At 64.4% G+C, this 18822-nt stretch carries 9 protein-coding genes and 1 tRNA gene; 8 read left to right on the top strand and 2 right to left on the bottom strand.

The genetic code is table 11. The features are described 5' to 3' along the window. The first annotated feature begins 318 nt into the window (after window positions 1-318). The 7 genes from ACIQD6_RS02695 (at window position 319) to ACIQD6_RS02665 (ending at window position 13000) form a co-directional block, all read left to right on the top strand. The gene (locus ACIQD6_RS02695; protein ID WP_401877271.1) at window positions 319-1110 is read left to right on the top strand and encodes a toll/interleukin-1 receptor domain-containing protein; all 792 of its coding nucleotides are present in this window, start codon (window positions 319-321) and stop codon (window positions 1108-1110) included. Beyond that, on the top strand, window positions 1107-3092 hold the full coding sequence (locus tag ACIQD6_RS02690; protein WP_401877269.1) for a hypothetical protein: 1986 nt from the start codon (window positions 1107-1109) through the stop codon (window positions 3090-3092). The genes ACIQD6_RS02695 and ACIQD6_RS02690 overlap by 4 nt, the downstream gene beginning before the upstream one ends. Then, window positions 3089-4426 (top strand): hypothetical protein, encoded by a 1338-nt coding sequence (locus ACIQD6_RS02685; RefSeq protein WP_401877267.1) that lies wholly within the window; start codon window positions 3089-3091, stop codon window positions 4424-4426. Before ACIQD6_RS02690 ends, ACIQD6_RS02685 begins: the two co-directional genes overlap by 4 nt. 616 nt (window positions 4427-5042) lie before the next feature. Further along, window positions 5043-5110: transfer RNA gene (locus ACIQD6_RS02680), tRNA-Arg, on the top strand. Window positions 5111-6192: 1082 nt separating this feature from the next. Next, a complete protein-coding gene (locus tag ACIQD6_RS02675; protein ID WP_401877265.1) occupies window positions 6193-8544 on the top strand; it encodes an N-6 DNA methylase in 2352 nt (783 codons plus the stop codon). Next, window positions 8544-9986 (top strand): restriction endonuclease subunit S, encoded by a 1443-nt coding sequence (locus ACIQD6_RS02670; RefSeq protein ID WP_401877263.1) that lies wholly within the window; start codon window positions 8544-8546, stop codon window positions 9984-9986. Before ACIQD6_RS02675 ends, ACIQD6_RS02670 begins: the two co-directional genes overlap by 1 nt. After that, on the top strand, window positions 9983-13000 hold the full coding sequence (locus tag ACIQD6_RS02665) for a type I restriction endonuclease subunit R (protein WP_401877262.1): 3018 nt from the start codon (window positions 9983-9985) through the stop codon (window positions 12998-13000). The genes ACIQD6_RS02670 and ACIQD6_RS02665 overlap by 4 nt, the downstream gene beginning before the upstream one ends. A 9-nt stretch (window positions 13001-13009) precedes the next feature. Here ACIQD6_RS02665 and ACIQD6_RS02660 read toward each other — a convergent pair whose 3' ends face one another. Together ACIQD6_RS02660 and ACIQD6_RS02655 are read right to left on the bottom strand one after the other, a co-directional pair. Next, window positions 13010-15598, bottom strand: a complete 2589-nt coding sequence (locus ACIQD6_RS02660; RefSeq protein WP_401877260.1) for a S8 family peptidase — start codon at window positions 15596-15598, stop codon at window positions 13010-13012. Further along, window positions 15591-16568 (bottom strand): ATP-binding protein, encoded by a 978-nt coding sequence (locus tag ACIQD6_RS02655; protein WP_358687417.1) that lies wholly within the window; start codon window positions 16566-16568, stop codon window positions 15591-15593. Before ACIQD6_RS02655 ends, ACIQD6_RS02660 begins: the two co-directional genes overlap by 8 nt. Before the next feature lie 1168 nt (window positions 16569-17736). Between ACIQD6_RS02655 and ACIQD6_RS02650 the strand changes: the two genes are divergently transcribed. Continuing rightward, the gene (locus ACIQD6_RS02650; protein ID WP_401877258.1) at window positions 17737-18813 is read left to right on the top strand and encodes an HPP family protein; all 1077 of its coding nucleotides are present in this window, start codon (window positions 17737-17739) and stop codon (window positions 18811-18813) included. The last annotated feature ends 9 nt before the right edge of the window (window positions 18814-18822 follow it).

Genomic DNA, 18822 nt, shown 5'->3' with positions numbered 1-18822 from the left:
CCACGACCGACACCGGCTCGAACCGCCCGGCTCACCGGACTTCCTGGCCCTTCCGGTCCGCCGGTTCCCACGATCCCCGGCCGGCCTCTCTGATCCCCGCCCGACGCGTAGCACCGCGCCCCCGGCTTCTTCGGGCTGCCCGCGACCAGTGACGTGCAGGGCGGCGCACCTCCATCCGTACGCCCTCCCGTGGACACGCCATGCCGTCACACGGTCGGGACTTCATGGCCCAGGCCGATCGGGCCTCGAAGCCTTGGGTCCGCAGCCCCCGCGCTCGTACCCATTCACTCCCGTCTTCCTCTCACGAAGGGAACCTTCATGCCCGACATCTTCGTCAACTACCGCACAGGCGACGAGGAATCCGCGGCCGCCATGATCGCTCGGGAGCTCACCCGGCGGTTCGGCGGCGAGCGGATCTTCTTCGCCAGCAACTCGATCGAGCTCGGACACCGCTACCCGGTGGAACTGGTCAGGGCGGTGGAGGAGTGCGAGGCGCTCCTCGCCGTGATCGGCCCGCGCTGGGCGGAGGTGCGGGGGGCCGACGGCCGCCCCGCCCTCGAAGCCGAGCAGGACTGGACCCGTCGTGAGATCCAGACCGCGCTCGACCGCGGGATCCTGGTGATCCCCGTGCTCGTCGGAAAGGCCACGCGGATCGACCGCGCCGTCCTCCCGGACGATCTGTGGGAGCTGGCGGACTGCCAGTACAGGCGGTTCGACCACCGCAACGCCGAGTCGGACCTGACGGCGCTCGGCGACGCCCTCGCCCGGCTGTTGCCCGAGCTGGGCGCGGTGGACCGTGACGCCCGTGCGGCGCGGGAGCGGACGGAGACGAAGTCCCGCAGGAAGCCGGCCCAGGACGCCGGGCACACCAGGATGCGGACGCGCGACGTCGAGCAGCGCGTGCGCGGCGGCATCGGAAACCTCAACGGAGAACTCGGCACCTTCGTCAACGAGCCGCAGGGGCCCGTGAACACCGGTCGGGGACCCCAGTACAACGCGCCCCACTTCCAGGGTGACAACACCGGGGTCCAGTTCACGGCGGGCGACAACAGCGGTACGATCCACCAGCGCTTCGAGCGCGAGCGCCGGCGCTCGGACGACGAACGATGACCGAGCAGGACCGCGTCACGGTCAACGATCCGCGCGGCCCGGTGAGCAACGGCGAGGGGCCCCAGTACGTCTTCTACGGCGTCGGCACGGACTGGATGATCCGCAAAGGGGTCCAGTCCCTCCGGATCGCCCGCGAGGACCGGGTGCGCCTGGCCGACCGGTTCGCTCCGCCGGTGGGTTTCCGCGTCGCCGCCGACCGCCTGGAGAAGCCCGGATCGGTGGTGCTGCTGGATGCTCCGCCCGGCAGCGGCCGCCGCGCCGCGGCGATCATGCTGCTGCACGGGCTCCGGGAGGACGGGGGCGCCGACGAGGAGGGGGCCCGGTTCGAGGAGCTTCCCGCCACGGACAAGGACGAGACCCCTTTCGCCCCCGGTGAGGGGGACCGCTTCCTCCTCGACCTCTCCGGGACCGCCGACGAAGAGGCATACGCCAAGGCCCAGCGCCGCCTGGCCATGCGCCGGTCACTGGTCCAGGAGGCGGGCGCCCACATGGTCGTCGTCCTGCCGTCGGGCCTGGAGCACGCCCACCCGCCGGACCTCGAACCGGACACGGTGACGCTGGGGCGCCCCCGGGGCATCACCGTCGTCACCCGGTACCTCCGCATGGACCGGATGGCCTTCCGCCCCGCGGACCTGCGGAGCGCCGACCTCCAGCGCCTGTACGACCGCTCCCCCATGCAGGAACTGGCCCGGCTCGCGGGGCTGGTGAGGGCCGCTCGCGACAGCGGCCGGTTCGGCGCCGACTTCGCGGGATGGCTCGACCAGGCGATGCACGCGGTGACCGATCGTGCCGGTGACGTGGGCGGACAGGTGGCCACGGTCCGCACCGCGCCCGAACGGGCCCTGCTGCTCGCGACGGCTGTGTTCGAGGAGGCCCGCGCCGACACCGTCTACGAGGCGTGGCACGGCCTGATGAGGACGGTGAGACACGAGGAAGAAGCGACGACCGAGCTGGCACGGACGGATTTCGGGGAACGGTTGAGGGCGCTCGGGATCGAGCGGGACCCGGACGGTCGGCTCCGCTTCGATCGGCTGGCCTACGCCGACGCGGTACGGACGTACTTCTGGGCGAACTTCCCCGGGGTGCGCGACGACCTCAAGGACTGGATCGGTCACGCCACCGAGTTGCGCGGTCTGACCAGCGACGACCGGATGAACGTCGTCGTCCGCTTCGGCGAGCGGTCCCTGGCCGTCGGGCGGCCCGACCACCTCTTCGACCTCGTGATGCGCTGGGCGGATCGTGCGACCGGGGCGTCCTGCGACCCGCGAGCCGTGGCGGCCCTCGAACTCGGTCTCAGCCACGAGAGGTTCGGGGGATGGTTCCGCAGGCGGATGTACGACTGCGCGAGGCCCGGCCCCTTGTCGGACGGTCTCGCCCGCGTCCTGACCACCGCCTGCCTTCAGAGTCTCAGCGCGACGCACCCGGATCAGGCGATGGTGCGGCTCCACTACCTCGCCGTACGGAAGGGGGAGGCGGCGCGCGAGGCCCAGGAGGTACTTCTCGACCTCGCCGGCCGCGACCGTCGGCTCTACCGGCTGCTGATCGACCGCCTGCGGGACCGTACGCGTCGGGATCCGCGCGGCGCGGAGCCCCATCTCCAGCTGCTCACGGAGCTGTTGAGAAGCGACCGGGCACCGGTCCCGCCGCCGTGGCCTGACCTGTTCCTGGGCTGGGAGTCGGTTTTCTCCCAGCCGTCGACGGAGCTCTGGAACCTGCTGGTGAGTAGCTGGCTGAACGCCGCGGCGGGCGACAGTACGCAGGAGATGGCGCTGGACGTGATGGTCGGGGCGACGCGCGGCCGCGCGGCCGCTCTCCACCGCCTCTACGCCATCGCCTGCGGCTGGGCGGGGAGCTCGCGTCACCCCTCCCGGGCGGCCGTCGCCGCCCTCTTCTGGCAGCACATCGACCATGCGCAGTATGCCCGCACGGAGAGTACGGAGCGTGCGGGCGCCGGACCACGGACCACGGAAGAGTCACGATGAGAGACCGCATTTCCAGCCTGCTGTTCGTCGCCCTCTGCAGCCTCGCACCGGTTGTGCTCGGAAATCTCCTGCACTGGCCGGCGTTGCTGTGGGGCTTCATGTCCATGGTCACGGCCTCGGGCTCCCTGCTGCTCGTGATGACGGTCCTCAGCCGTGGCCACGCGTCGGCCGACCCGTACGAGCCCCGGGAACCCGAACCGCCCGCGGCGCCGGCGGAGCCGCCGTACCAGGAGACGCGGGTGGTCGACGCGGCGCTGCCGAGCGCGGCGGACTGTTACGACTTCCTGTTCTCCGCCACCGTGTGGTGGAGGCCGGCCTCCGACCACGCCGACTGGTCCGACGGTGGTGCCTCGTCGGCCCTCGCCGTGTCATCGGTCGTCAGCCGGGCCCTGGAGATCGTCCACCGCGAAGAGCCCGGCCGGGCGACCTTCGCGCGGTATCTCCTGGACGGCGAGCTGGGCGTCCCGCTCACGGACCGGAGCGGACGGGTGAAGGCCATGGCGGCCGATGTGACGCTGACCCTCGCCCCCGCCGACCGCGAGCGCCTGCGGAAGTTGAACGACCTTCGCAAGGACGAGGAGGTCTGGGAGCACGAGCGTCAGCACGAGCGCAACAAGCGGCGCTACCTCGGTGAGGACGTGCTCAAGAGCGCGGGCAGCGCGGTGGTGTGGTGGCTGGCCCGTCACGAGAACGAGATCGAGAAGGCGGTCGACATGATCGGCCCGCTCGCCCAGATCGCGGCGGCGGCCAACGACGAGGAGGTACCCGAGCTCTTCCGCCACCTGCTCGTCCCGCCCGTAGGCGCGCGGAGCGAAGCGACCGTCGGGGGCCCGCTGTGGGACGGACCCGGCCAGGGAGGAGGGACGTTCGACCGCGAGGAGGAAGTAGGGGTTCCGGATCGGCTGCTCCTGTTACTGGCGGCGGTGGGCCTGAAGCCGGACATGGACGAGTACACGGTGTTCGTGCACCGTGTGGTGCGGAGTCTGGAAGCGGCCGGGCTGGACGAGGCCGCCGAGGAGATCAGGCGGACCCTTCTCCCGGCATCCGACGAGGACAGGCGCGAGGGGCCGGAGGGTGAGCCTTCGGACGAGGGGGACACCACGGGGACCTGGTCTCCGCGCTTCCCAGACCCTGAGGGCTCACCATTCACCGACGCGGGCGCGGGCACGTTCACGCCGGGGGCAGCGGAGAGCAGCACGGGCGAACGGAACCAAGGCAGGTACGAGACGAGCGAGGACGACATGACACCTCCGTACCTCTGGGACACCTCGCAAAGCCCGCACCAACCGGCCGCACCTCGCGCACGGGACAACGACGACGAGGACGGGAGCTGATGCGGTAGGCGGTCGGCTTTCCGCGGTTCCCCCTGCACATCTGCCTCAACCTCAACAAGACGCATCGTGGCCTCGGTCACGTCGCTATTCATCGTGTTGGCAGGGGGGCAGCTTTCCCACCACCATACCGGCACGGGAAAAGGCCAAAGGGCCGACTCGGAAGAGTCGACCCCCTTCTGACCAGCACGTTTACCAGATCAGCAACGTGGCGGTATGCCACTCGCTACACGTTGAAGCGGAACTCCACCACAAGGCTGTGACCTGCGGAAATGCGGGCGCATCCCAGCACCATCCCAGCACGGGATGCGCGACAAAGTACAAGCAGACCGAAGATCGCCAACGCTACCCGGCAGCGCCCACACATGCCTGAAGTCTGCGGAACTTCTACGAGCGCCACATCAGGCTCGTGCCACCGCACCGAACCTCGCAGAGCAGCACAGCGCTCGCGCTCACTCGCGGTCTCCCCCGGACGCCAGCGGCCAGCTCCGACACCTGGCCGCCGCCCAGAATGTACGTCCAGACCTCTGGGTTGGCGGGAGCGTCCACAGATCCCGTATACCCCCGGTTTGGTAGGGCATAGTCAGAAGCTTCCGCGCTGTCGCAGGTCAGCCTGCATAGCCCAGCGGGTGGAGCAGGCGCCTTCTAAGTGCTGGGCCGCAGGTTCGAGTCCTGCCGGGGCCGCCAACCTGCAGCTTAGCAAAACCGCAGGTCAACGCCACAATTCGAAGCCAACCTGGGGCCCATGGGGCGTGTGTGGCTGACTTCCTCAGCAGGCTCATTTCCTCCGGAACCACCCAAAATCTTTAAGAAGCCCCAGGTCAGAGGCCCTGTAAAGGGGCGGGAACCCTGCTGCGAAGCAGCCGCAGGTTCAAGTCCTACCGGGACATGCGCTAATGGGCTGGCTCGGCACTCCGTCTCGCCCGCATCGCCGCCTTCGGCCGGCTGCGGGTGATCGACCAACCACTGGAGCGCACGGCGGATCGCTTCCACCTGCCGACGCTCCAGATACTCACCGTCGGGTCCGTCCACGACGACCAACTCGGTCGTCACGCTGAGAGGCTTCCCCCTCCTCGACTGGCCTCGGCTGTCCGCCCTTCTCGTCAGTCACCCCACCACGATGCGTCAGACGCCGAAGCCGCGTCGCAATACCAGCAGCCTTCTGACGAGGCGAACGCCACTCGCTACTCTGCCCCCGCCTCTCATGGCAGCCCACCGACAATCGCTCGGATGGGGTATCGGCACTGCGGGATGACCTCTCCTCGTGCCTAAGTGGGCGGACGAATAGCACGGAAGTCACCCTCGTCGCGGACCGCGGCCTCCTTCATGATCTGGCGCACTCGGGTGCAGTCTGAGTTCGGAGCGCACTCGGGCGCATATTCAACGGCACGGGTGCCTCGTGCGTTGCGCCCTCGTTGCCGTCACCCGATCGGTGGCCACTCTGAAAACGCTCAGTGTCTACACCTCTGCCTGTTGCGCCGGGTGACCCGCAAGACGACGGTTCCACTCGGCCCCTTCCTTACCGGCGGCTGCCTGCTCGGATTCCTATCGGAGCGGCGGCAGGCTCTGGTCGCTGAAGCCGCAACGCCCCCTTCAGGAGCGCCGCCCTGACCGCCCATAGGCACCGTCAGCCAGCGTCAACAGTCGCTTCGCCGAGGCGTGAAACCCCTCCCGACTCGGGCCTCTCGACTACGCTCTCTGGAGCAACCGCGAGCAGACGTGGAGGCCGCCTCAACAGGTCGGCACGGTTCAGGAGAGACGGTTACAAGGTGTACAGCGCACAGCAGAGCCGCATCGAGAGCTTCATCTGGGGAATCGCGGACGACGTCCTGCGTGATGTGTACGTACGCGGCAAGTACCGGGACGTAATTCTCCCCATGCTGGTACTCCGCCGCTTCGATGCAGTTCTGGAAGGAACAAAGACGGAGGTTCTCCAGGCCTACGACAGCCTCAGAGAAATGGACCTCTTGAGCCCTGAACATCAGGAATTTCCTCTCCGGAAGGCAGCAGGCGACGCCTTCTACAACGTCTCTCCATTCACACTGCAGACGCTATCCAAGCGCACAACAGCTCAGCAGCTCCGCAGCGACTTCGAAGCGTACTTGGACGGATTCTCACCCAACGTCAAGGAGATCCTCGACAACTTCGAGTTTCGGAACCAAATCCCAAAACTCACTCGCAACGACACTCTGGGCATGCTGATCGGCAAGCTCCTGTCGTCGGAAATTAACCTCTCTCCAAAGCCTGTTCTGGACTCCTACGCTCGCGTTCGTCTGCCAGGACTCGACAATCATTCCATGGGGACCATCTTCGAGAACCTGGTGCGCCGGTTCAATGAGGAGAACAACGAGGAGGCTGGCGAACACTGGACCCCTCGTGACGTAGTCAAGCTCATGACCCGGCTGATGTTCCTGCCCATTGCAAACGAGATCAATGGCACGTATCTGTTGTACGACGGCGCCTGCGGCACCGGCGGAATGCTGACCGTCGCCGAGGAGACCCTCCGCACCCTCGCGAACGAGCGCGGCAAGAACATCGTCACTCATCTCTACGGCCAAGAGATCAATGCTGAGACATACGCGATCTGCAAGGCCGACATGCTATTGAAGGGTGACGGCGAGGCGGCCGACAACATCAAGGGCGGCCCCGAGTGGTCCACGCTTTCCAACGACGCTTTCCCACGTCGCCAATTCGACTTCATGCTCGCCAATCCTCCGTACGGAAAGAGTTGGAAGTCCGACCAGGAGCGACTGGGCGGGAAGGCGAAGATCTCCGACCCTCGGTTCATCGTTACCTTTGAGGGCGAGACGGAGCCATCCTCGCTGGTCACGAGCTCTAGTGACGGCCAAATGATGTTCCTCGCGAACATGGTCTCGAAGATGAAGACCGAATCTCCGCTTGGCAGCCGCATCGCAGAAATCCATAACGGCTCCTCGCTCTTCACTGGTGACGCCGGAAGCGGCGAGAGCAACATCCGACGCTGGATCATCGAGAACGACTGGCTCGAAGCGATCGTCGCGCTGCCGCTGAACATGTTCTACAACACCGGCATCGCAACCTATATCTGGGTGATCACCAACCGGAAGCCTGAAGCCCGCAAGGGCAAGGTTCAGCTGATCGATGCCACCGGCCGGTTCACCCCGCTGGGCAGGAATCTAGGCAGCAAGAACTGCGAGCTGTCACCTTCAGACACCGAGCACGTCACAGAGACGTTCCTGAACTTCGCGGAGACGGAACAGTCCAAGATCTTCCCGAACGAGGAGTTCGGTTACTGGAAGATCACAGTGGAACGACCGTTGCGTCTGCGTAGTCAGTTCACCAAGGAACGGGTGGAGGCTCTGCGCTTTGCCTCAGGCGAAGCCGAGACACGCGAGCTCCTTTACGAGGCGTTGGGAGAAGATCTGTTCACCAACTTCGCGGGCGTCTCCAAGAAGGTGCGCGAGCAGCTGGAGCAATGGGCTCGCGCGACTGGATCAGACGAGGACGAGGCAGACCCCAATGTGCCGACCCTCAAGGACGCCGCGCGCAAGAAGCTGCTGAACGCGACCACATGGGCGCGTGACGGCCAGCTGGTGAAGATCGGCACAGCGCTACTCAACGATCTAGGCGAGCAGGTCTTCGATGACTACAACGAGTTCGACCGGCGCGTGGGGGAGGCGATGGGCCGGCTCGAACTAAAGCTCAGCGCGACCGACCGCAAGGTCCTTCTACGCTGCGTAAGTTGGCGCGACGAATCCGCAAAGCCGGTGATTCTGAAACGCCACAAGACTGGCACGACCGAGGACCCCCTCTACGGGCTGAACGAGGTCAAGGAAGCCAAGACAGGGAAGCTCGCCGTCGTCGAATACGAGCCCGACAGCGAGCTGCGCGACACGGAACAGGTACCGCTGCTAGAGCCCGGTGGCATCGAGGCGTTCTTTCGTCGCGAGGTTCTGCCGTATGTGGAGGATGCGTGGATCAAGAGGAGCGCAACGAAGAAGGGGTACGAAATCAGCTTCAACCGACACTTCTACAAGGCTCCTGTTTTGCGCGGCCTCGAAGAAATTCGAGCGGAAATCATGAAGATCGAGAAGGAGACCGAAGGGATGCTGGACTCCGTACTCAATGACGGTGTGGTCTGATGAGCGACTCCGAGAAATTCCTCAAAGAGTGGTTCGGATCCACGCCGAGTCACTGGAAAACCGTCACGCTTGGCCGCTGCATTGATCGCATCGAGCAAGGATGGAGTCCCGTCGCAGCCGCAGGGCATCTCGATGAAACTCAGTGGGCAGTGCTATCCCTCTCGGCGGTAACGCGGGGCAACTTCAATGCATCGGCGATCAAGCCGATCGCCCGCAACCTTCCGGTGCCATCCCATCTAAGAATCGAATCAGGAGATCTCCTCGTCACTCGCGCCAACACACGGAGCCGAGTAGGTGACGCCTGTATCGTTCGAAATCCACGCGATCGAGTCATTTTCAGCGATCTCATGTATCGGATTTCCCCGCGCACATCCACCGCCTTGCCCGAATGGCTCTTGTTCCAGCTCCTTAACCCGGCCGGGCGTTTCCAAATGGAGATCATGGCCCGAGGGTCCAGCGAAAGTATGCCGAAGTTGTCGCAAGGGCATCTAAAGAGAGTAGCCATCACGCTACCTCCGCTGGATGAGCAGCGAGCCATCATCAAATACGTTCGGCACGCGGAGAGGCAGATCGGATTCCTTGTGCGCTCCAAGCAACGCTTGATCTCCCTACTCACCGAGCATAGAGATGCTCTGATCCGCAAGCACGTCACCAATGATCGCGAACTTTCGCCAATTGATTCCAATGCACGAGCATCCTCACCGATCAAATCCCCAGCCGAATGGAAGGTAATCCCCCTCAAGCGAATTTCTCGCAAGATTGTCGACTGTGAGCACAAGACAGCACCAGCGGTTACCGACAGCGAATTCCGGGTCGTCAGAACCTCTGGCGTGCGTCATGGGCAACTGGTCCCCGCAGGGACATACTGCACTGACGCAAGGTCCTTTTCTGAATGGACCCGTAGGCTCGAACCAAGGCCCGGCGACGTAATTTTCACGCGCGAAGCACCAGTCGGAGAAGCCTGTGTGATCCCAGAAGGCATTAAGGTCTGCCTGGGGCAGCGCACTGTGCTAATCAGACCAAATACCGACGCCGTCTTGCCTGAATGGATCGTAAACCAAATCTACCACGGCCCTCCCGTCGAGATCATCGGCCTTGCCAGCCAAGGGACAACGGTGGGGCATTTCAATATGGATGACATTGGTTCCATGCCACTCTCCGTTCCTGCCGTTGAGGAGCAAGTGCGCCTCCTAGAGCAGATTCAGCACGAGTGTTCACCAATCGATATCGCATTGAGTCGCGTCGAGCGCGAAATCTCTCTACTCCGCGAATACCAAACCCGCCTGACCTCCGACGCGGTCACCGGAAGGCTCGACGTCCGCGCTGCCTCAGCTGCGCTGCCCGACGTGAGCCCGAACGACCTCAGCCCGGCAGCGGCAGTCAACGAGAGTGGACTGGATGCTGACCTGGATGGCGATCACCCAATTGAGGAGTCGAAGTGAGCAGCAAGGCGACCCTGTACGGCGGCACGGACATGAGCGAAGGCGCCCTGGAGCGCGACATAGTCGCTGACATGACTTCGCCGGCGGGAGGATGGATAGCAGGGTCCCCCAAGGCCTACGACCGCGGGCATGCCATTGACACTGAGCACCTTCAGGCATTCCTGGAAGACACCCAGCCCGAGGTCGCTGCAGCGTTCGAGCTCGACAATCCAAAGTCCGAGACTCGCGCCAAGTTCCTCGGACGAGTGCAGGGATACATCACCACCTATGGTGTCGTGGACCTCCTCCGTAAGGGGATGAACCACTCCACTAGCACCGGCGCCTACGAGGTCGCGTTCTACGGGGCAACACCTTCTCCGGGCAACGCTGTGGCTGAGGCTCGACACAGCAAAAACATCTGGAGCGTGACCCGCCAACTGCGCTACAGCCACGATGAGACTCACCGAGCACTCGATCTGGCGATCTTCCTCAACGGACTGCCGCTCGCGACGTTCGAGCTGAAGAACAACCAGACCAAGCAGACCGTGGAGGACGCGGTCGAGCAGTTCAAGAACACTCGTGATCATCGTGAACTGCTCTTCAAGGACGGGCGCTGCCTTGCCCACTTCGCAGTCGATGAGCACTCAGTACGGTTCTGCACCCAACTGCTCGGCACGAAGTCCTGGTTCCTGCCCTTCGACAAGGGCTCAGAGGGCGGCGCAGGCAACCCGCCGAACCCTGAGGGTGGCTACAGAACGGCATACCTGTGGCGGGAGATCCTGTCCCCCACCAGCCTCACGGACATCATCGAGCACTACGCCGCCCGGTTGGTGGTGAAGGACCCCAAGACCAAGAAGACGACGCGATCACAGATCTTCCCCCGGTACCACCAGCTTGATGTTGTCCGGGAGCTCCTCACAGACAGCCAGGCGAAAGGTGCCGGCCAGCGCTACCTGATCCAGCACTCGGCCGGCAGCGGCAAGTCCAACTCCATCGCTTGGCTGGCACACCAGTTGGTCGGCCTGGGCACCGACGACTCCCCCGTCTTCGACGTGGTGATCGTTGTGACTGACCGGGTGAACCTGGATACCCAGATCAACCGCACGGTCATGCACTTCACGCAGGTCCGATCGCTGGTCAAGCACGCCGACAAGTCGAAGGACCTGCGGGAGGCGCTGGCCAACGGAACGAAGATCGTGATTTCCACGGTTCAGAAGTTCCCCGTGATCCTGGAGGACATCGGCCACACTTACCGGGACCGGAACTTCGCCATTATCATCGACGAGGCGCACTCCGGGCAGGGTGGCAAGACAACGCACGCGATGAGCAGCGCACTTGGCGTCGAGCCCGAGGACGTCGAGGAAGAGACGACCGAGGACAAGATCAACAAGATCATCGACAGTCAGAAGCTGCTCACCAACGCCAGCTACTACGCGTTCACGGCTACCCCGAAGGACAAGACGCTCGGATACTTCGGCAGGCGCGGAGAGGACAAGAAGGATCATCCATTCCACGTCTACACCATGAAGCAGGCAATCCAAGAGCGCTTCATCCTGGATGTTCTGAAGCACTTCAGCACGGTCGAGAGCCACTACAAGCTCGTCAAACAGGTCGAGAACGATCCTGAGTTCGATGCGAAGAAGGCTGCGAAGAAGCTGCGCCGCTACGTCGAGGGGCACGATCATGCGATCAAGGTTAAAGCGTCGATCATGGTCGACCATCTGCTGGACCATGTGATCCGCCCCCGGAAGATCGGCGGCAAGGCCCGCGCCATGGTGGTGACCGATGGAGTCAAGCGAGCCCTGGCTTACCACGCAGCGATCAACGCCTACCTGAAGAAGCTAGGCAGTCCCTACCGAGCCATCGTCGCGTTCTCCGGCGAGCACGAACATGGTGGCAAGAAGGTCACGGAGGCGGGTCTCAACGGCTTTCCCAGCAGAGACATCGAAGAGACCTTCCGCGAGGATCCCTACCGAATCTTGGTCTGCGCGGACAAGTTCCAGACCGGCTACGACGAACCGCTCCTGCACACGATGTACGTTGACAAGACGCTCTCCGGTGTGCGGGCTGTGCAGACCCTGTCCCGGCTTAACCGTGCCCACCCGGACAAGTACGATGTCGCGGTTCTCGATTTCTCCAACAAGACTGACGTCATCGAGGCGTCCTTTAAGAAGTGGTATCGCACTACCGTACTCGCGGACAGTGTCGACCCCAACAAGCTCCATGACCTGCGTGCGGTGTTGGACAGCGCTGGAGTGTACGACCAGTCGGACATTGATGAGTTCGTCGAGATGTTCCTGGCCAAAGAATCGCGATCGCGCCTGGAGGTTCTGCTGGACCAGCTCGTCGTTGCCTATCGGCAGCTTGACAGCGAGGATCTGCAGGTCGAGTTCAAGGGCAAGGCCAAGGCCTTCGTCCGGAACTACGACTATCTCGCCGGCATCCTTCCGTACCGCAACCCGGAGTGGTTGAAGCTGTCGATCCTGCTCACTTTCCTCATCCCCAAGCTGCCAGCCCCCATCGAGGAGGACCTGTCTCGGGGCATCTTGGAGGCTGTCAACCTGGACAGCTACCGAGCCGAGCAGCAGAAGGCGATCAGCATCGCCCTGGGAGACGAGGACGCCGAACTGACAGCCACCACCCCCGGTGGGGGCGGACATCGCTCCGAACCAGAACTGAAGCCTGCTTCCGTCATCCTTGCCGAGTTCAACCAGAACTTCGGGAACATCCCGTGGAATGACAAAGACCGCATACAGCAGCTGATCGCGGTGGAGATTCCGGCGAAGGTACGTCAGGACAAGGACTACGTCAACGCCCAGCAGTACAACGACGAACAGAATGCTCGCGTCGAAAGCGACGCAGCTGTGCGGCGAGCGATCGGCAGTTTCCTCCAGTCCGATACTGAGCTGTACCGCGAGTTCATGGGCAATCCCGAGTTCCAACGGTGGCTGACTGAGACGGTCTTCCGGGAAACGTACGAGCCCTCAGCCGAGAATGACGAGCCGTCCGAGTCAGGTGAGGGCTCAGACGACTGACGCGTCGGTTCAGAGCTCGATGGGCACCGAGACGGGCACTCTGGCAGCGATCTCGCTTCGGATCGGAGTCAACAGGTCCGTCTCGGTGTTCGAGGTCCGGATGGTGACCAGCAGCGCATAGGTCACAGGCATCTCGGCGCGGTCGGTGGCCTTCTGCCGGTGCCACCAGCCGCCCGCCGGGTAGACGGCGATGTGGCCTCGCTCGGCCAATTCGCTTGCAGTTCCTTCCCACAGGTCGGAGCTCAGGCTGCCGCGCTGTCGCTGTCCCTGGCCGAGGAGCCAGCCACTGTCGGCTCGCGGTTTACCGCGGCGCGTGCCGGCTGGGCGGCCCAGTTCGTCCGCCGCGGCATCGTGGGAGACACGGCGTTGGAAGTCGACCGGATCCTCACCGGGCCGGGGCAGCTCGAAGCGCAGCTCGTGGGACGGGTAGACGAAGCGGTCGCGCCAGCCTTGGCCTCCGACCCAGGGCTCGACGAAGTACGAGAGGGTCACTCGCATCCGGAGCCGTTCGTCGCCGAGGGCCTGGAGTTGTTCCACAGGCCACGGGAGATCGTGTACTTGCATCAGTGAGAGCTTGGGCTGCCGGTTCGTTACCCTCATCGGCCGGAACTCTTCCTGGGCGATCAAGGTGAGGTCGTGAGCAGCACTGTTCAGGAGCCGTTCCTCAGTCGGAACGCCCCAACCGTACCGGCGCAATAGGGCGCCCAGCATCTGCTTGTTGCCTTTGATTCCAAAGGCTCCGGCCGCGGTGAAATGGCTCCACATAGCCGGAGTCCATTCGGCGCAGTGCACGAGCAGACCACGTATCGTCTCGGGCTTCAGGTGCGGGTAGCGGTCCATCACCAAGGCAGCAAGGCGGGCGGCCTGGGCTGTTGCGGGACTGGTGGCGTGGGTGGCTTGAACGGGAGCGAAGGACGCACGTGTCGTGGTCAGCACGCCGTGGCTCTCAGCCGCGCCTGTATCCAGTTCGCCATTCGGCATCTTCTGGAATAGAAGGTTACCGCCCTCCATCACGATGTCTGGCTTGTTCGGCCACCGGCTACTCAAGACGACCCCGGTGCGGCTGAACGGCGACAGTTCTCCGTCGGGGGCCAGTGGGCTCCAACCTGCGTAGTCCGAATTCTGGGTCGGCACGTGCGCCAGTCGGGTGTACGCGCCGACGGTGAGGGCGTTCCAGCTCTGAGCCGGGTCCTCCACCGGCATGAGATCGCAGCGGTCCAGGTAGTTCTGCACGTATGGGTCGCGGACGTTACCGGCCGAAATAAAGAACAGGCGACGTGGCCCGGGCTCGGGGGGCGTAAGGAGGCTCACGTCGCCTCCGTCGGACACCGCAACGTCATGGCCGTAGGCGAGTGCGTCCACAGCGGTCGACCATGCCGTGGGCTGTCCTGCCATGGGCGACGGTTCGTACGTGCGGGCCGTGACGGACATCGAGTAGGCGCGGGGGGTGGCGGGATCCTCAATCTCCGTACGGGCCACGGCTTCGGCCATGACTGCGCCGAAGTCAGGCTTACTCACTTGGTCACCATCGAGCTCGAGGATGCGCATACTCTCGATGCGGTGACGTAGATGCACTTCCAGGTTATGACTCAGCGGCTCGGACAGATCACCGTATAGCGCCAGTCCTGCCATTTTAGTGCCGTGCCCGTGCTCATCACCAGCCCGGCCGTCTGTTCGCAAGGTCAGGCTCCGGACCAACGAGTGCTTGAGCAAGGGGTGTTGTGCGAGTACGCCGGTGTCAAGGACGGTAACAATCGGAGCGTCATCGCGTTGGGCAGGCACAGTGCGACCGGCGAGGTCATCAGCCAGATCTTCCTGGAGGGCCCATGTGGCCTCGGCGAATACTTCGACCAAAGGTGCCGGCCGGACCTCGACGGGGAGTGCGTTGGTGCCCACCAAGTCGGAGAGCTGAGCAGGTGCCCCGTGGACGTGGACGACAGTGCGTCGCGCAAAGGACAAGGTGTGCTCGCTGAGTGTCAGCCCGGCCAGCGGGCCGAGTCTGCGAAGAACCTCGACCGGTTCCTCATCACGGTCTGCTGCTCTCTCCAGCCACAGCTGCCACCAGCGTTCGCCTGCGGGCAGCTCGTCTCCGCCACTCCACAGATGCCGGACCGAGGCCAGAGCAATCTCATCAACGTTGGCGATGAGATCCGCCTCGGCCGGTATCGAGTCTTCCGGCTGTTCCCCGCCGGGTACTTGGGCATACGCAGCGATACGTCCCCGCAGCTTCTCGGCCCCCGAGTCGCCAACGCTGACGAGTGCCACCTCGGAGTGTGCATTGCCAGGTAGTGACGACATGGCCACCAGACGGCATCCGGAGGAGTCGAGCTTCGGGACGGCCAGCGGATAGCCGGGGGCCGAGGTGATGGCGAGGAGTGTCTCCTCTGCGGCCTCGCCGGAGGGGATACGCTCGCGCCGTGCGTCGCCTGCTACCAGCGCTTGGGTCAACGAGTGCCGCAGGTTCGCGGCGTGCTCAAGCCTGTCGGCGATCGGCCGGATCTTCTGCCCTCCTCGCCCTGACAGGCCCCGGAAGGAAAGATCGACGGCCGGCGGGAGATCTATGTGGCGGGAGAAGTGTCCGCCATTGTCCTCAGGCACCGGCGACGCTACGGCGCTCGGCAAGGGCCACGGTAAGCACTGCTGGGTCGATCACGTCACTTCCTCCGAGGATCGCTTGCTTCGCGGCCGATTCCGCCGCGGCGACGAGCTCCGCGTGGCTGAGGCCAACTGCCTCAGAAATTACCTCAGTCCACTGGATCTGTGTCGCGTCCATCAAGGACAAGCGGCGTTGGAGTACCTCCAGAGCTTCCTCTTGACCAGGCCGGTCATAGCCCACCACCAGGTCGAAGCGGCGAAACAGTGCACGGTCAAGCAGGCCCTCGTGGTTGGTTGCAGCGATCACCAGACTGTGCGGTTCAAGTTCGTCCAGGAAGAGCAGGAAGGAGTTCAGGATCCTTCTGGCCTCGCCGACGTCATTGCCAGCGATGCGCTCGGCTCCCAGTGCATCAAATTCGTCAAAGAGGTACACCCCACGAGTCCGCTCCACCGCGTCGAAGATCAGCCGCAGTTTCGTGGCGGTCTCTCCCATGAAGCGGCTGATCAGGCCGTCGAGGCGGATGCTGTAGAGCGGCAGTCCCAGCTCGCAGGCCACGGCTGCGGCCGACATGCTCTTGCCCGTGCCTGGCGGGCCAGTCAGCAGCATCCGGTGGACAGGCGAGAAGCCGAACTCCCCCAGCTTGGCCCTCTGGCGCTGTTCCGACAGCACTCGTCGGAGGTGGTCACGCACTTGAGGATTGAGCGTCATGTGCTGCAGCCCGAGATCGGGATGGCTGAGATGCAGCAAGCCGGCGAGTTCGCCGTTTGGCGGCGCAACCGCTACTGACTCAAGGTGGCGTACTCGTTTGGCCTTCGACGCGTCGATGACATCCCGCAACGAGGCAGCACTTCGAGTATGTCCCTGCCGTGCTTCACGAGCTGCGACCTGCAGGGCGACCGTGTAGAAGTTGCGGTCGTCACCGTCCGCGTGTGCCTGCACCAGAGCCTTGATGTGATCAGCCGTCGCAGCCATCGGTCTCGGACACTCCTTCCTGGGTCTCTGGTCGCCCCCACGGGACCCCAGGGAGGCAGTCCCAGGGTGGCACGGATTCAGACGCTAGCGCAGGGGACTGACAACGCCAGCGAGCAGGCCTGATAGGAATCCACGCAGTGCTGCCCTCCCGTCAAGTAGCAACCTCGCCCCGTCTGGTGTCGGTGGCGCTTGAGTCGCGCCCCGCCCTGGCCGCTCATCCACATGGATGCGCTTCGGAAGATCAGCCCGTCGATGCTGCGCGCATCTTTGGCAGATGCGTCGACCACGCCACAACCAGCGAATCTCCGCAGGTCACAGGGGGTACAGAACGACCAGCCCTTGTCGTCGGCTCCTGCCGGGGGCGCACGTTTATGCAGGTTAGAGGCTGTTCCTGGCTCTTCGCGAGATCGCCCGCAGAGGGCCTTTTCAGCACCTCCGAGGTCATTCTGCGCGTAAATACCCCTCTTTGAGGGGGAGCGTCCCACATACGTCCCCGGTTGCGGCACCGACATACGTCTGGCCGCCACTCGCCAGAGAGTCGTCGCTGTTCAGAGCCAGACTGATGACCTATTAACCAGGAACAGGGCAGGCGCCAAAGCGGCGCCTGCCCTGTTCCTGGCTGCTGGCTCAACCTGCTCCGCGCCTGTCGTCACGCCGCAACACGCACGTAGATTCATCCCCAACGCGAGCCGCCCGACGTGGATGCGGCTGGAGGGCTTTACGGGTGGGGAACCATGGTCAGAGCTTGGACAGTCCGCGGGGGCCAGTACGGAGAGCGCGAAGAACAGGCACTCGACGAGGGCGTGGTGATCGCTGGCTGGGAGGAGGTCGGCGATCTGAGCGGCTGCGCGTCGATCGCATGTAGGGGATGTGCTGGCTCGGGCCTATCCGGATGAGCTGCCCTGCCGAGTGGACAACTGGAAGCATCAGCTGTGGCGCTTCACCACGATGGACACCGGGGATCTGGTTGTGATGCCTCGGAAGTTTCTCGGCGTCGTCTCCATCGGACGACTGACCGGCGGGTACGAGTACCGGAGCGAGGCCGCCCCCGGCTTCCGGCACACGCGCAAGGTGGAATGGGTGCGCACCCAGGTCGAGCGGACCGCGATCGGTGGCGACCTCCGTGACAGCATCGGCGCGTTCCTGACCGTGAGCGAGCTGCGCCGCCGTGACGCCAGCACACCGTGTCGAGACACTGGCGCAGACCGGTGTCGACCCGGGCTACAAGGGTGCCGTGGAGCCGCCTGCGGACCCCGATGCGCTGGAGCAGGATGTGCGCGACGAGGGCACCCGGCAGCTGACCGCCCGGGATCTGATCGGTCTGTGGGGCTGGCAGAGGCGCACTGGCGACGTCATCGATTTCGTCGACCGGGGGCTCGCGGCTCGAGGTCTGCAGGTGGCCCCTCACTTCACGGAAGTCCAGCTCGACGGCCTGGTCACGGTCTCCGCGGAGGAGACCACCCTGACGGGAGAGACAGCTCAAGAGCCTTCGGGGACAGACCTTGGTCACACGCCCACAAGGGCCGCGGGCGAGGACCTGAGTCGCCATTGGCGCATCGGCAGCCTCCCCTTCGCCCGCGACGTGGTCACAGTCGGCTTCGACGAACCGCTCAGCCGCGCCATCACACGCATGGTCCAGGGTGACTTCTCCCAGCTTCCGGTGGTGAACCGGAACAACGTGCTGCGTGGGGTCGTCACCTGGGAGAGCATCGCCCGTGCCCAGTTGGGGCACCGCGGCGCCACCATAGCCGCAGCCCTGGATTCGCATCCGCTCACCGCTCAGGAGCAGGAGGAGCTGTTCGTCCGCATCGACGACATCCAGCGCCACGGCTTCCTCATCGTCACCGACGGCGACAATCTCGTGCTCGGCATCCTCACCGCATCCGACTTGGCGGATCAGCTCAAGCTCCGGGTCGAGCCGTTCATCCTCCTCGGCGAGGCGGAGCGGCGGCTGCCCGTGGACGAGCTGCCCACGGGTTCGGGAGTACGCAAGACGCGCGCCTCGGGCAAGTACCTCACTCTCGGCCAGTATCCGGAAGTCCTCAAGGAGGATGCCTGCTGGGCGAGGCTGGCGTGGCCGTACGAGCAAGACGATCTCGTGCGCCGCGTCACCTCCGTCAAGGAGTACCGGAATGAGCTGGCTCACTGGGACATGGACGCCCCGGAGACGAAAACCGAGGCACTGACGGAGACCAAGCAGCTTTTGAGCCTGCTGAAGCTGATCGACCACGACCCACGGCCCTGACCGGCTGAG

The organism is Streptomyces sp. NPDC088400 (assembly GCF_044753355.1).
Lineage (GTDB): Bacteria > Actinomycetota > Actinomycetes > Streptomycetales > Streptomycetaceae > Streptomyces.
This window is presented reverse-complemented; position numbering and strand designations above follow the sequence as displayed.